Here is a 14,940-nt window from a genome sequence, read left to right as displayed (position 1 = left end):
GCACGGCCACCGATACGAGTGCGGGTACGGGCATGTCCACCGATGCGGGCCGGGTGCCCCGGCAGCACCCCGGACCCGGACCCGGACCCGGCACCGGCACCGACAGCGGCCAGGGGGCCCGGACCGCCACCGGTCCGTCCACGCGTACGGGACCAACGGGACCACGCGCCGGTACGGAGCGCCGCACCCCGGGCACCCGGGACCCCCTGGACGACCCCGACCCCCGCCGGGCCGCCGACGCCGCCGGCACCGAGGCGCTGCTGCGCTGCTGGGTACGGGAACGGAACGTGCCCGCGCCCGAAGGACCCGTCCTGCGGATCCCCCTCCCCGCCAGCGGCACGGCCCTGCTCGTCCCGGTCCGCCACTGGTCCCCGGCCGGCACCCACCGTCTCGACCCGCCCGCCCTGGAGACCGCGCCCCGCACCGCGCCCCCGGTGGACGCCGTCACCGTCGCCGCCCTCCTCGCCCGCGAGACGGACACCGCGCCCGACGCCGGACTCGTGGCCCGGGTCGCCGACTCGGTCCACCGCACCGCCGCCGCCCTCGCCCACCGCCGGACCCACCCCGCGCCGCCGCACCCCGACCCCTTCCTCACCGCCGAACAGTCCCTGCTCCTCGGCCACCCCCTGCACCCCGCCCCCAAGAGCCGCGAGGGCCTCACCGACACCGAGCACCGGCGGTACGCGCCCGAGCTGTACGGATCGTTCCCGCTGCACTGGATGGCGGTCGACCGTTCGATCCTCGCCACCGACTCCGCGTGGACCGAACGGGGCCGGCCGCTCCCCGCCGAACAGCTCACCGCGCGACTCGCCGGGGACGGCCTCGCCCTTCCCGGGGACACCGTCGCCCTGCCGCTCCACCCCTGGCAGGCCGCCGAACTCGCCCGCCGCCCCGCCGTCGCCGCCCTTCTCGACGCCGGGCTGCTCCGGGACCTCGGCCCCCACGGGGAGCCCTGGTACCCCACGTCCTCCGTACGGACCGTGCACCGCCCCGGCAGCCCGGCCATGCTCAAACTCTCCCTCGCCCTGCACCTCACCAACTCCCGCAGGGAGAACCTCCGCAAGGAGCTGCACCGGGGGGTCGAGGTCCACCGGCTGCTCCGTACCGGCCTCGCGGAGCGCTGGCGCGCGGCCCACCCCGGCTTCGGCGTCGTCCGCGACCCCGCCTGGCTCGCCGTGGACACCCCGGCCGCCGGCCCCGCCGCCGGGGAACCGGTGCCCGGCCTCGACGTCGTCCTCCGGCACAACCCCTTCGGCCCCGGCGACGACGCCGTCTGCGTCGCCGGGCTCGCCGCGCAGAGGCCCTGGCCCGGCCGGGACACCCTGCGCTCCCGCCTCGCGGAGACCGTGGCCGGCCTCGCCCGCCGCACCGGGCGGCCCGTGGGCGCGGTCGCCGCCGAGTGGTTCCGGCGCTACCTCGACCAGGTGGTACGACCCGTCCTCTGGCTGGACGGCACCGCGGGCGTCGCCCTGGAGGCGCACCAGCAGAACACCCTGGTCGTCCTGGACTCCGACGGCTGGCCCGCCGGCGGCCGCTACCGCGACAACCAGGGCTATTACTTCCGCGAGTCCCACCGCGACCGGCTGGAGCGGCTGCTGCCCGGCGTCGGCACCGCCGGCGACACCTTCGTCCCCGACGCCGTCGCCGACGAGCGCTTCGCCTACTACCTCGGCGTCAACCAGATCCTCGGCCTCATCGGGGCCTTCGGGTCCCAGCGTCTCGCCGCGGAACCGGTCCTGCTCGGCGTGGCGCGCGTGTTCCTGGCCTCGGCCACCGGCCTCGGCTCCTCCCTGCCCGCCCGGCTCCTCGACGCCCCCACCCTCCGCGCCAAGGCCAATCTGCTGACCCGGCTGCGCGGGCTCGACGAACTCACCGGCCCGGTCGCGACCCAGTCCGTCTACGTCACCATCGCCAACCCCCTGCACCGCTGACACGGCTCCGCGCCCCGCCCGGACACTCCGCGCGGGGCCCGGGACCGTGCCGGCCGACCCCAGAGCGAGAGGAGAGCGCCGGCGTGCCTCCCACCGAAGCGGGCAGCGGCCCCGGTCCGGCCACCCGGCTCGCCGGGGATCCGGCGAACGCCCCGGACCCCTGCGCCGTGGACACCCTGGAACTGCTGCTCTCCGACGACATCCGCAGATTCTTCCCCGGCGGCGCCCCCTTCGCCGAGCCCCCGCCGCCGCCCCCGAGGGACACGGGGGACACGGGGGACACGAGCGGCCAGAGGGCCCGGGACCCGCACGTCGATCCGCCGGGGGACCCCGGCCGCACGCACCCGGCCCCCGACTCCGCCCACTCCGCCGATTCCGCGGGCACCGCCCCGGCGGGCGATCTGCTCGACGGCGTCGCGGCCTGGGGCGCCCTGCCGACCCCGGTCGGCGCGTTCCGTCTCGTCCCCGTCCGTATCGAGCGGGATCTCGCGCTCATCAGCCACTGGATGAACGACCCCGCCGTGGCCGCCTTCTGGAACCTGGCAGGACCCGAGGCGGTGACCGCCGCCCATCTGCGGACCCGGGTGCACGGCGACGGCCGCTGCGTGCCCTGCCTCGGGGTCCTCGACTCCGTACCGATGAGCTACTTCGAGATCTACCGGGCCGATCTCGACCCCCTCGCCCGCCACTATCCGGCCCGGCCCCACGACACCGGACTCCATGTGCTGATCGGCGGGGTCACCCACCGGGGCCGGGGGGTCGGCACCGCGCTGCTGCGGGCCGTGTCCGAGCTGGTGCTCGACCGCCGCCCGCGCTGCTCCCGGGTGGTCGCGGAGCCCGACATCCGCAACACCCCCTCCGTCTCGGCCTTCCTCAGCGGCGGATTCCGGTTCTGCTCCGAGTGCGATCTGCCGGGGAAACGGGCCGCCCTCATGATCCGCGACCGCGCGCTGCGGCATGTGCTCTGAGCGCGGCAGGCGGCGGCGCACCGGCGCCGCGCGGGGGAGCCTCGTGCGCCCCCCTCAGGGGTGCGGGATGGCGGGATCGCAGCGCCGTGTCGGTGCGGCCCCTTAAGGTGGTCGGCCTATGACGAAGCCATCCCTCCCCGAACTCCTCCATGCCGCCGTCGCCGCTGTCGGCGGTGTGGAACGGCCTGGTCAGGTCGCCATGGCCGAAGCCGTCGCCGAGGCCGTCGACGACGGTTCCCATCTGCTCGTCCAGGCCGGCACCGGCACCGGAAAGTCCCTCGGCTATCTGGTGCCGTCGGTGGCCCACGGCGAGCGGGTGGTGATCGCCACGGCGACGCTGGCCCTCCAGCGCCAGCTGGTCGAGCGCGATCTGCCGCGTACGGTCGAGGCGCTGCATCCGCTGCTGCGCCGCCGCCCGGAGTTCGCGATGCTCAAGGGGCGGTCCAACTATCTCTGTCTGCACCGGCTCCACGAGGGGGTGCCGCAGGAAGAGGAGGAGGGCCTGTTCGACCCGTTCGAGGCCGCCGCGCCGACCAGCCGGCTCGGCCAGGACCTGCTGCGGCTGCGGGACTGGGCCGACGAGACGGAGACCGGCGACCGGGACGCGCTGACGCCGGGCGTCTCCGACCGGGCCTGGTCCCAGGTCTCGGTCACCTCCCGGGAGTGCCTGGGCGCGAGCAAGTGCGCGTACGGGGCGGAGTGCTTCGCCGAGGCTGCCAGGGAGCGGGCCAAGCTCGCCGATGTGGTCGTCACCAACCACGCGCTGCTGGCGATCGACGCGATCGAGGGCGCCCCGGTGCTGCCGCCGCACGAGGTGCTGATCGTGGACGAGGCGCACGAGCTGGTCTCCCGGGTCACCGGCGCCGCCACCGGCGAGCTGACCCCCGGGCAGGTCAACCGGGCCGTGCGGCGCTCGGCCAAGCTGGTGGACGAGAAGGTGGCGGACGCCCTCCAGACGGCCGCCGAGACCTTCGAGCGGCTGATGGAGCTGGCCCTGCCCGGCCGTCTGGAGGAGATCCCCGAGGACCTGGGGTACGCCCTGGCCTCGCTGCGGGACGCCTCCCGTACGGTCGTGTCGGCCCTGGGGTCGACCCGGGACGCCGCGGTCCGCGACGAGGACGCGGTCCGCAAGCAGGCCCTCGCCTCCGTGGAGAACGTGCACGACGTGGCGGAGCGGATCCTTCAGGGCTCCGAGTACGACGTGGTGTGGTACGAGCGGCACGACCGGTTCGGCGCCTCGCTGCGGGTCGCCCCGATGACGGTCTCGGGGCTGCTGCGGGAGAAGCTGTTCACGGAGCGGTCGGTGGTGCTGACGTCCGCCACGCTCAAGCTGGGCGGGGACTTCAACGGGGTGGGGGCGTCGCTGGGGCTCGCCCCCGAGGGGACCGGCGGCGACGAGGACCCGGTGTGGAAGGGCCTCGACGTCGGGTCGCCCTTCGACTATCCGAAGCAGGGGATCCTGTACATCGCCCGCCATCTGGCGACCCCGGGCCGGGAGGGGTCCCGTGGCGACATGATGGACGAGCTGGCCGAGCTGGTGGAGGCGGCGGGGGGCCGCACGCTCGGGCTGTTCTCGTCGATGCGGGCCGCGCAGGCGGCGGCCGAGGAGCTGCGGACCCGGCTGGACCGGCCGATCCTGCTCCAGGGCGAGGAGACCCTCGGGGAGCTGATCAAGGCGTTCGCCGCGGACCCGGGGACGTGTCTCTTCGGCACGCTCTCGCTCTGGCAGGGGGTGGATGTGCCGGGCCCCAGCTGTCAGCTGGTGGTCATGGACCGGATTCCGTTCCCCCGGCCGGACGATCCGCTGATGAGCGCGCGGCAGAAGGCGGTGGAGGAGGCCGGCGGGAACGGCTTCATGGCGGTCGCGGCGACGCACGCGGCGCTGCTGATGGCGCAGGGCGCGGGGCGGCTGGTGCGGGCGACGGGCGACCGGGGGGTGGTCGCGGTGCTGGATCCCCGGCTGGCGACGGCCCGGTACGGGAGCTTCATCCGGGCGTCCCTGCCGGACTTCTGGTTCACGACGGACCGCAATCAGGCCCGGCGCTCGCTGGCGGCCATCGACGCGACGGCGAAGGCCGCCGACGCCTGACCGACCGACGCCTGACCGACCGGCGCCGGGACCAGGGGCGGCAGCCGAGGGGGACGGGGGCCGGCCGGCGCCCGTCCGTCGGCAAAGAGGCGGGCCGAAGGGGACAGAGCAGGACCCCGGAACCGGCGCAGTGGGGTTCCGGGGCCCGGTCCGGGGGCGGCGGTAGTCATGTCAGACGCGGCGCAGCACTGCCACGACCTTGCCGAGGATGGTCGCCTCGTCGCCGGGGATGGGCTGGTACGACGCGTTGTGCGGGAGGAGCCAGACATGCCCGTTCTCCCGCTTGAAGCGCTTGACGGTGGCCTCGCCGTCGAGCATGGCGGCGACGATGTCCCCGTTCTCCGCGACGGGCTGGCGGCGGACGGTGACCCAGTCGCCGTCGCAGATGGCGGCTTCGATCATGGAGTCGCCGACGACCTTGAGGACGAACAGCTCACCGTCGCCGACGAGCTGGCGGGGGAGGGGGAAGACGTCCTCGACGGACTCCTCGGCGAGGATGGGGCCGCCGGCGGCGATCCGGCCGACGAGGGGGACGTAGGAGGCGGCGGGCTTGCCGCTGGTGTCGGTGGGCTGCACGGTCGGCTGGTCGGAGCCGCGCACCTCGTAGGCGCGGGGGCGGTGGGGGTCCCGGCGGAGGAACCCCTTGCGCTCCAGGGCCATCAGCTGGTGGGCGACGGACGAGGTGCTGGAGAGCCCCACGGCCTGGCCGATCTCACGCATCGACGGAGGGTATCCCCGGCGCTGCACGGAGTCACGAATGACTTCGATGACACGCCGCTGCCGGTCGGTGAGCCCCGAGCTGTCGGCCCTGATCCCCGGGGGGCGGCCGGGCAGGGAGCGGGCGGCGACCCGGGCGGGGTCGGCCCCTCCGGGACCTGTGGTTGCCTCGGTCATGGAATGCACCGGCTCGAATCGGTTCTGGGCGCGGTCCTGCGCAGTGATGGTGGCACTGTCGGCGGTGGTGGTCACGTCGGCCCCTCTCGAATGGTCTCCCTAGCTGGACAACGGTAGTTGGTTTCGAAAGGTTGCGCCAAACACACGTTCGAGTGAAAAATCGCGGATTACCTTACGTGGGTAAGCGATTAGGTGTATTAGGCGAGTGTCCTTGTTCTACTGCGGTTCTGCGTACGGATCCGCGTGCGGTTCTGCGTACGGTTCTGCGTGCGGATCCGGGTGCGGATCCGCGGGGGTTCTCCGCGCGGTCCTGCCGCGGTTCCCCTGTGGCCCCCGTGCCGTTCCGCGGCGGTTCCACGGCGGCACCGGGCCGGTTCCGGCGGCGGTGTCCGGGGTGGCTCCGCCGCCCTTGGTGCGAGGGCTCCGCGGGGGTCGTGCGGCGGGCCCCGCCGGCCGGGTCGTTGTGCGGTGACGACAGTCCTTACGGTAACGTTCGGCGCTGTGCCGGACCGGCCGACGGGATCATTTTCGCACCTCCGGCCCCGAATCCCGGGAAACCGGCTCCGGAAAGCCCGCGCCGGGCCTTTCCCGTACTCTCCTGGCGGATCCCGGACGCCCGCGTGGCGGAATCCCCGCCGCCCGTCGGCGTCACTCCGTCACTCCGGTCCGGTGTTCCCCCCGCGCCCCGGCCCGTCGGGTCCGGGCTCGCGGCGGGTCGTCCGGCGGTCCGGCGGTTCCTGCGGACGGCGGCGTTCCGCGCCCGTCGGTGGCTCTGTGCACCGCCGCGGACACGCCCCGCCGACGGTCGCCCCGCGCCGGGGCGTCACCGCCCGTACGCCCTGTGCGATCGTCCCCGCTCACACGACACGCGCTAGGGCCGCAACGCCGCCAAACCCCCAGATGTAGTGGTTGGATTGTGGGTGCCACCCAGTAGTTGTGGTCCCCCGTCCTCCGGGGCGTCGGCCATCGCCTATGCTGGGGACTGCTTCGAAGGGCTCGACAGCCTCGGCGAGGCGCATCTGTCGTGCCGTGAAGGAGGGTTCGGATCCGTGCACTGCCCCTTCTGTAGGCACCCCGACAGCCGGGTCGTCGACAGCCGTACCACCGATGACGGGACGTCGATCCGACGCCGTCGGCAGTGCCCCGACTGCTCCCGCCGGTTCACGACCGTCGAGACCGCCTCCCTGATGGTGGTCAAGCGCAGTGGCGTGACCGAGCCGTTCAGCCGGACCAAGGTCATTTCCGGGGTGCGCAAGGCGTGCCAGGGGCGTCCGGTCACCGAGGACGCCCTCGCCCAGCTCGGCCAGCGGGTCGAGGAGGCGGTGCGCGCCACCGGCAGCGCCGAGCTGACCACCCACGACGTGGGGCTGGCCATACTCGGCCCGCTTCAGGAGCTGGACCTGGTCGCCTACCTGCGCTTCGCGTCGGTCTACCGGGCCTTCGACACACTTGAGGACTTCGAGGCGGCCATCGCGGAACTCCGCGAACACCGGCCGCCCGCGGAGCGGCGCGGCACCGGCGGTACGCCCGTGGTGCCCGTGCCCGCCAGCGCCGCCGACTGAGCGGCGCTCGCGCGGCGGGCCAGGCCCCGGCCGGACGGACCGGCGGACGGGCCGTCGCGCGACAAACAAGATCCGTCACGGGTGCTTGGGGTGCCCGCGACACCACACACAAACTGTGCCCCGGGAAGTTCTGGGCACTTCAGGGCGTTTTTGCCCGTATATGGGAGGCGGCATGACAGAGACGACGAGCGGCCCGGCACGAGGGTCCCGCGCCAAGGGATCCAAGGCCGCCAAGGGTCTGCGTATCGAGCGCATCCACACCACTCCCGGCGTGCACCCGTACGACGAGGTGGTCTGGGAGCGCCGTGACGTCGTCATGACCAATTGGCGCGACGGCTCGGTCAACTTCGAGCAGCGCGGCGTCGAGTTTCCCGACTTCTGGTCGGTGAACGCGGTCAACATCGTCACCAGCAAGTACTTCCGTGGGGCCGTCGGCACTCCCCAGCGCGAAACCGGTCTGAAGCAGCTCATCGACCGGATCGTGCAGACCTATCGGAAGGCCGGCGAGGAGTACCAGTACTTCGCCACGCCCGCCGACGCCGAGATCTTTGAACACGAGCTGGCGTACGCGCTCCTGCACCAGATCTTCAGCTTCAACTCCCCGGTGTGGTTCAACGTCGGCACCCCCCAGCCGCAGCAGGTCTCCGCCTGCTTCATCCTCTCCGTCGACGACTCCATGGAGTCGATCCTGGAGTGGTACAAGGAAGAGGGCATGATCTTCAAGGGGGGTTCCGGCGCCGGTCTGAACCTTTCCCGGATCCGTTCCTCCAAGGAACTGCTCTCCTCCGGCGGCAATGCCTCCGGCCCGGTTTCCTTTATGCGTGGAGCCGACGCCTCCGCCGGCACCATCAAGTCGGGCGGCGCCACCCGCCGCGCGGCCAAGATGGTCATTCTCGATGTCGACCACCCCGATATCGAGAGCTTCATCGAGACCAAGGTGAAGGAAGAGGAGAAGATCCGCGCCCTGCGCGACGCGGGCTTCGACATGGACCTGGGCGGCGACGACATCACGTCCGTCCAGTACCAGAACGCCAACAACTCGGTCCGCGTGAACGACGAGTTCATGCGCGCCGTCGAGTCCGGCGGGAAGTTCGGGCTGCGGGCCCGTATGACCGGCGAGACCATCGAGGAGGTCGACGCCAAGTCGCTCTTCCGCAAGATGGCCGAGGCCGCCTGGGCCTGCGCCGACCCGGGCATCCAGTACGACGACACCATCAACCACTGGCACACCTGCCCCGAGTCCGGCCGGATCAACGGCTCGAACCCGTGCAGCGAGTACATGCACCTGGACAACACGTCCTGCAACCTCGCCTCGCTCAACCTGATGAAGTTCCTGAACGACGACGGCGAGGGCAACCAGTCCTTCGACGCCGTGCGCTTCGCCAAGGTCGTCGAGCTGGTCATCACCGCGATGGACATCTCCATCTGCTTCGCCGACTTCCCCACCCAGAAGATCGGTGAGAACACCCGCGCCTTCCGCCAGCTGGGCATCGGCTACGCCAACCTCGGCGCGCTGCTGATGGCCACCGGCCACGCCTACGACAGCGACGGCGGCCGCGCCCTCGCCGGTGCCATCACCTCCCTGATGACCGGCACCTCCTACCGCCGCTCCGCCGAGCTGGCCGCCGTGGTCGGCGCGTACGACGGCTACGCCCGCAACGCCGACCCCCACAACCGGGTCATGCGGCAGCACGCCGACGCCAACGACGTCGCCGTCCGCGTGGACGACCTGGACACCTCGATCTGGGCCGCGGCGACGGAGGCCTGGCAGGACGTCCTCCGCCTCGGCGCGAAGAACGGTTTCCGCAACGCCCAGGCGTCGGTCATCGCCCCCACCGGCACCATCGGTCTCGCGATGTCCTGCGACACCACCGGCCTGGAGCCCGACCTCGCGCTGGTCAAGTTCAAGAAGCTGGTCGGCGGCGGCTCGATGCAGATCGTCAACGGCACCGTCCCGCAGGCGCTGCGCCGCCTCGGCTACCAGGCCGAGCAGATCGAGGCGATCGTCGAGCACATCGCCGAGAACGGCAACGTCATCGACGCCCCCGCCCTGAAGACCGAGCACTACGAGGTCTTCGACTGCGCCATGGGCGAGCGTTCCATCTCCGCGATGGGCCACGTCCGGATGATGGCCGCGATCCAGCCGTGGATCTCGGGCGCCCTCTCCAAGACGGTCAACCTGCCGGAGACGGCGACCGTCGAGGACGTCGAGGAGGTCTACTTCGAGGCGTGGAAGATGGGCGTCAAGGCGCTCGCCATCTACCGCGACAACTGCAAGGTCGGCCAGCCCCTCTCCGCGAAGAAGAAGGAGCAGGAGAAGACCGAGATCACCGAGAAGACCGAGGGCACCATCCGGGCCGCGGTCGAGAAGGTGGTCGAGTACCGCCCGGTCCGCAAGCGCCTCCCGAAGGGCCGTCCCGGCATCACGACCTCCTTCACGGTCGGCGGCGCCGAGGGCTACATGACCGCCAACTCCTACCCGGACGACGGTCTCGGCGAGGTCTTCCTCAAGATGTCCAAGCAGGGGTCCACCCTCGCGGGCATGATGGACGCCTTCTCCATCGCCGTCTCGGTCGGCCTCCAGTACGGCGTCCCGCTGGAGACATACGTCTCCAAGTTCACCAACATGCGGTTCGAGCCGGCCGGTATGACGGACGACCCGGACGTGCGGATGGCGCAGTCGATCGTCGACTACATCTTCCGCCGCCTGGCGCTGGACTTCCTGCCCTTCGAGACCCGCTCGGCGCTCGGCATCCACTCCGCCGAGGAGCGCCAGCGCCACCTGGACACCGGTTCCTACGAGCCGGCCGGCGAGGAGGAGATGGACGTCGAGGGCCTGGCCCAGTCCGCTCCCGTCCAGCAGGTCCAGCAGCTGGTCGCCGTGCCCACGCCGGCCCCCGAGCCGAAGCAGGCGCACACCTCGGCCGAGCTGGTCGAGATGCAGCTGGGCATCAGCGCGGACGCCCCGCTCTGCTTCTCCTGCGGGACCAAGATGCAGCGCGCCGGCTCCTGCTACATCTGCGAGGGCTGCGGCTCGACCAGCGGTTGCAGCTGACACCGGCTGATACCGGATGTCACCGACTGTCGTCGGCTGACATCGGCTGATGCACCACCGCCACGCACCGTCGTGGCCGCGAAGGGCGCCGGCTCCGTGCCGGCGCCCTTCGGCGTACCGCCGTACCGCCCTGCTCGCCGCCCCGGCCCCGGGTCAGGCCCCGGCGCGGCCCATCAGGTTCAGGAACGTCTGCGGATCGGCGTCCATGCCGCGCAGCAGCGGCCGGTGCTCCCACACCCCCGGAGCGGTCCGGACGAACTCCGCGACGACCGCCGCCGTGAAACCGGCGAGGCCCGAGAGGTCGTCCTTCCACAGCTCCGCCGGGCCCTCGGAGACCCTGACCAGCGTGCCGGCCACCTCGCCCAGGGTGAGCCGGCCGTGTTTCTGCTGGACGACCACCCCCACCACGACCCGGCCGTACACCGGGGCGAGCCGGGTCAGCTCCGCCTTCAGCACCTCGTCGAAGCCGAAGCCCTGACCGGTCCTGCTGTCCCGGGCCAGACCGATCGTGCCGTCGGGGGACCGGCTGTCGAAGTGCACGACGTACGCGGGATCCCCCATCGGCGCGTCGGCCGGATAGGTGGCCGCGACGATGTCCAGATCGTGCGGGGCCGCGCCCATCGGACTCGGATCCCACCGCAGGGCGACCTCGACCGTGCCGACCCCCTTGCTCAGGCTGCTCACCAGACGTCCCTTCCCCGTGACCGCCGAAACCACATCTCCTGACCGACCGTAGCGGCTCGATGCGGCCCGGGGCGAGGAGTTGGCGGGTGTACGCCTTTTCCGGCCGTTCCGGTGGCTTCGGTGACGGGCCCGGTGACCCGTGCGGGACGGGCCCCTTTCGGGGAGTGACCCCCGCCGCGAAGAGGGCCGTACGATGGCGCGGTGCTGGTCAAGTGGATTCGCTGCACCGTCGTGGACCGTCGTGGGTTCGAACGGGGACAGCGGAAGTGGGCGGGGCTGCTGGGTGAGCCGGGATTCCGGGGACAGGGCGGGGGGTGGAGCCGGGCGCTCCCCCATGTCGCCCATGTGTTCGCCTTCTGGGAGAGCCGGGCGTTCTATGACTCCTTCATGGCCCGGTCCCACGACCGGCTGGCCTCCGGGCAGGCGGGCACGTACCGGGACGCCCAGGTCAAGCTGTTCGACCACCGCTTCGATGTGAAGACCGGCTTCGAGCCCCGGTTCACCGGCGCGGACGTGGTGCGGGTGGCGCACTGCAAGGTGCGTGAGGAGCGCGTCGAGCACTACACCCTGATGCAGGAGAAGGTGTGGAACCCGGCGATGGCGGGCTCGCCGGGCATGATCCGGGGGCTGTTCGGCGCGGCGCCGGAGAACGAGTTCCTGGTGATGTCCATGTGGCGGTCGGAGGCCGAGCACGGCAAGTACCGCAGGGAGCGGGTGGAGCGGCTGCTGCTGCGGACCCAGACCGAGGCGGACGTGGCGGCGCTCGCGGGGGACGTGGTCGCGCTCGAACCCGCGTGGACCGTGTGACCGTGGCGGCTGTCGGGGCCGCCGTGACGGGCAGGGCCACCGGGGCTCTCGGGGTCACCGGGGCCGCTGGGGCCGCTGGGGCCTTGTGAAGGGTGGGGCCGGTGTGCCGGGGCGGGCGCCACAGCACCGTACCGGCGGCTACGCCGGATGGACCCGACCCGACCGCCCGGCCCCCGGCGGCCCGCTCTAGGGTCGGGGCATGGGAAGACCGCGACGTATCGTCCTCGTCCGGCACGGCGAGTCCGAGGGGAACGCCGATGACACGGTGTACGAACGCGAGCCCGACCACGCGCTGCGGCTGACCGCCCGGGGACTGGCGCAGGCCGAGGAGGCCGGCACCCGGATCCGCGCGCTCCTCGGCCGGGAGCGCGTCAGCGTCTATGTCTCCCCCTACCGCCGCACCCATCAGACGTTCCGCGCCCTCGGCCTCGATCCCGCCCTCGTCCGGGTGCGCGAGGAGCCCCGGCTGCGGGAGCAGGACTGGGGCAACTGGCAGGACCGCGAGGACGTACGGCTCCAGAAGGCCTACCGCGACGCCTACGGGCACTTCTTCTACCGCTTCGCGCAGGGCGAGTCCGGGGCCGACGTCTACGACCGGGTCGGGGCCTTCCTGGAGAGCCTGTACCGCAGCTTCGACGCGCCCGACCACCCGCCGAACGTGCTGCTGGTGACCCATGGACTCACCATGCGGCTGTTCTGCATGCGCTGGTTCCACTGGACGGTCGCCGAGTTCGAGTCGCTCTCCAACCCCGGCAACGGCGAGATGCGGGTGCTGACCCTCGGCGAGAAGGGGCGCTACTCGCTGGACCGGCCCTTCGACCGGTGGTGCACCCCCCAGCCGTACGGGGCCACCGGCTAGAGTGGGAGGGAGATGATCTCCGATACCGCCGCCTTCTGTGAAGAGAGCCGTTTCGCACGCGCCTGGGACAGCCTGCGCGGGCTGTCCGTGGGAGACGCCCTGGGCTCCCAGTTCTTCGTACCCGCCCATCACCCCCTGCTGAAGCGGAACGAGCCGCCGCCCGGTCCCTGGCAGTGGACCGACGACACCGAGATGGCCTGCTCGGTGCTGGCCGTGCTCACCGGCCACGGCCGGGTGGACCAGGACGCGCTGGCCCGTTCCTTCGCCGACCACCACGACTTCGACCGCGGCTACGGCCCCGCCGTCAACCGCATGCTCCGGCTGATCAGGGAGGGCGGGGACTGGCGAGAACTCGCCGCCGCCCTCTTCAACGGCCAGGGGTCCTGGGGCAACGGGTCCGCGATGCGGATCGCCCCGCTCGGCGCCTGGTACGCGGACGACCCCGAGCAGGCCACCCACCAGGCCGAGATCTCCTCGTACACCACGCACCAGCACCGGGAGGCCGTCGTCGGCGCGATGGCCGTGGCCGCCGCCGCCGCGATCGCCGCGAACCCGTCGGGGCCGCCCTCGCCCGGTGAACTGCTCGACGGCGTCGTCGCCCTGGTGCCCCGCAGCGCCGTGGGGGCGGGGCTGCGCCGGGCCCGGGACATGCTCGACTACGACGACGCCGCCACCGTCGCCGCCGTCCTCGGCAGCGGCCGGCGCACCAGCGCCCATGACACGGTGCCCTTCGCCCTCTGGTCCGCCGCGCGCTCGCTCGGCGACTTCGAGCGCGCCTTCTGGACGACCGCGCAGGTGGGCGGCGACGTGGACACGACCTGCGCGATCGTCGGCGGCGTGGTGGCGGCGGGCGCGTCGGGCCGGCCCCCGGCCGACTGGCTCGCGGCCACCGAGGACCTGCCCGGGTGGCTCCCCCGCCGGGGGCGCTGAGCGGGGTGCCCTTCCTGCGATTTGTGAACGTTCGCTATCGTGCATTTCGATACGAGGGGCAGTGGTACGGGTGGACCCCGCCGGGGCGCGGTGAGGTGCGGGCCGCCACGGCGTGGCGGCGGTGAATTCCGTACGTACGCCCATGAGTGGCCTGGTCCGTGGCTTGTCGGGAGTCTGTGACGGCCCGGAGGGTCGGGTGTCGGCGCGGGCGGCGACTTGCCCCACTCGAACTATGCAAAAGCAAAGTGTCGGATCCGGTGGACGGGCTGTGACCGTGGCTCCGGTAGCCCCCGGACACCGGAGTCGAGCGTTCCGGGGCGGCGGCACCGGTCGCTCCCGGACACCGGCGCGAAGAGTGAGGGGAATCCGGTTGTCGCCCGGGGGGTGCGGCGGCGTAACCTTGCTGGCGCCATGCCCTATGAACCACCCACCCACACAGTCGAGCGCTCGATCCGGGCCCGCACCGGAGCCAGGATCGTCGCCGGGGTCGACGAGGTCGGCCGCGGCGCGTGGGCCGGTCCCGTCACGGTGTGCGCCGCGATCACCGGTCTGCGCCGCGCGCCCGCCGGACTGACCGATTCCAAGCTGCTCACGCCCAAGCGCCGGGACGAGATCGCCGCCGAGCTGGAGCAGTGGGTCACGGCGCACGCGCTGGGCCACGCCTCGCCCGAGGAGATCGACGAGCTGGGCATGACGGCCGCGCTGCGGCTCGCCGCCTGCCGTGCGCTGGAGGGGCTGCCGATCCGCCCCGACGCCGTGATCCTCGACGGCAAGCACGACTACCTGGGTGCGCCCTGGACCGTGCGTACGGTCATCAAGGGGGACCAGTCCTGTATCGCGGTCGCGGCCGCCTCCGTGATCGCCAAGGTCCGGCGGGACGCGATCATGGCCGAACTCCCCGGGGAGTACGCCGACTTCGCGTTCGCCGACAACGCGGGCTATCCCTCGCCCGTGCACAAGGCGGCGCTGGAGCAGCGGGGGCCCACGCCCTATCACCGGCTGTCCTGGGCCTATCTGGACGGGCTGCCCCAGTGGCGGCATCTGAAGAAGACACGGGTGCCCGTGTCCGCCGGAGCTGCGGCGTTGGAGAGCGGGGGCCAGCTCGGCTTCGACTTCTGAACCAGCCCTGAGACCAGGGCGATCGCACAAATGTGCGCACCT

The 14,940-nt window shown here is 72.4% G+C and carries 11 protein-coding genes; 9 read left to right on the top strand and 2 right to left on the bottom strand.

Annotated features, from left to right (window positions below; translation table 11 throughout):
* The first annotated feature begins 32 nt into the window (after positions 1–32).
* The 3 genes from SYYSPA8_RS35645 to SYYSPA8_RS35635 all read left to right on the top strand — a co-directional run bounded on the left by SYYSPA8_RS35645 (position 33) and on the right by SYYSPA8_RS35635 (position 4,988).
* Positions 33–1,931: an IucA/IucC family protein gene (locus SYYSPA8_RS35645; protein ID WP_407706157.1), complete on the top strand. Its 1,899-nt coding sequence runs from the start codon at positions 33–35 to the stop codon at positions 1,929–1,931.
* Positions 1,932–2,014: 83 nt separating this feature from the next.
* Complete coding sequence (locus SYYSPA8_RS35640; protein WP_323451613.1) at positions 2,015–2,899, top strand: GNAT family N-acetyltransferase; 885 nt, start codon at positions 2,015–2,017, stop codon at positions 2,897–2,899.
* Between the two features lie 118 nt (positions 2,900–3,017).
* Positions 3,018–4,988, top strand: coding sequence for an ATP-dependent DNA helicase (locus tag SYYSPA8_RS35635; RefSeq protein ID WP_323451612.1), 1,971 nt, complete (start codon positions 3,018–3,020; stop codon positions 4,986–4,988).
* Between the two features lie 171 nt (positions 4,989–5,159).
* On the opposite strand, the gene lexA is transcribed toward SYYSPA8_RS35635, so the two are convergent.
* A complete protein-coding gene (lexA, locus tag SYYSPA8_RS35630; RefSeq protein ID WP_323451611.1) occupies positions 5,160–5,957 on the bottom strand; it encodes a transcriptional repressor LexA in 798 nt (265 codons plus the stop codon).
* Between the two features lie 974 nt (positions 5,958–6,931).
* Between lexA and nrdR the strand changes: the two genes are divergently transcribed.
* Both nrdR and SYYSPA8_RS35620 read left to right on the top strand, forming a co-directional pair.
* Positions 6,932–7,444 (top strand): transcriptional regulator NrdR, encoded by a 513-nt coding sequence (gene nrdR, locus SYYSPA8_RS35625; protein ID WP_323451610.1) that lies wholly within the window; start codon positions 6,932–6,934, stop codon positions 7,442–7,444.
* A 172-nt stretch (positions 7,445–7,616) separates the two neighbouring features.
* Positions 7,617–10,499, top strand: a complete 2,883-nt coding sequence (locus SYYSPA8_RS35620; RefSeq protein WP_323451609.1) for a vitamin B12-dependent ribonucleotide reductase — start codon at positions 7,617–7,619, stop codon at positions 10,497–10,499.
* A 153-nt stretch (positions 10,500–10,652) separates the two neighbouring features.
* Here SYYSPA8_RS35620 and SYYSPA8_RS35615 read toward each other — a convergent pair whose 3' ends face one another.
* A complete protein-coding gene (locus SYYSPA8_RS35615; protein WP_323451608.1) occupies positions 10,653–11,183 on the bottom strand; it encodes a TerD family protein in 531 nt (176 codons plus the stop codon).
* A 201-nt stretch (positions 11,184–11,384) separates the two neighbouring features.
* Between SYYSPA8_RS35615 and SYYSPA8_RS35610 the strand changes: the two genes are divergently transcribed.
* The 4 genes from SYYSPA8_RS35610 (at position 11,385) to SYYSPA8_RS35595 (ending at position 14,898) form a co-directional block, all read left to right on the top strand.
* Positions 11,385–11,990 (top strand): YdbC family protein, encoded by a 606-nt coding sequence (locus SYYSPA8_RS35610; RefSeq protein ID WP_323451607.1) that lies wholly within the window; start codon positions 11,385–11,387, stop codon positions 11,988–11,990.
* 199 nt (positions 11,991–12,189) lie between these two features.
* Complete coding sequence (locus tag SYYSPA8_RS35605; protein WP_323451606.1) at positions 12,190–12,849, top strand: histidine phosphatase family protein; 660 nt, start codon at positions 12,190–12,192, stop codon at positions 12,847–12,849.
* A 12-nt stretch (positions 12,850–12,861) separates the two neighbouring features.
* Positions 12,862–13,779 (top strand): ADP-ribosylglycohydrolase family protein, encoded by a 918-nt coding sequence (locus tag SYYSPA8_RS35600; protein ID WP_323451605.1) that lies wholly within the window; start codon positions 12,862–12,864, stop codon positions 13,777–13,779.
* A 411-nt stretch (positions 13,780–14,190) separates the two neighbouring features.
* On the top strand, positions 14,191–14,898 hold the full coding sequence (locus SYYSPA8_RS35595; protein WP_323451604.1) for a ribonuclease HII: 708 nt from the start codon (positions 14,191–14,193) through the stop codon (positions 14,896–14,898).
* The last annotated feature ends 42 nt before the right edge of the window (positions 14,899–14,940 follow it).

This window comes from Streptomyces yaizuensis, from assembly GCF_034961445.1.
Lineage (GTDB): Bacteria > Actinomycetota > Actinomycetes > Streptomycetales > Streptomycetaceae > Streptomyces > Streptomyces yaizuensis.
This window is presented reverse-complemented; position numbering and strand designations above follow the sequence as displayed.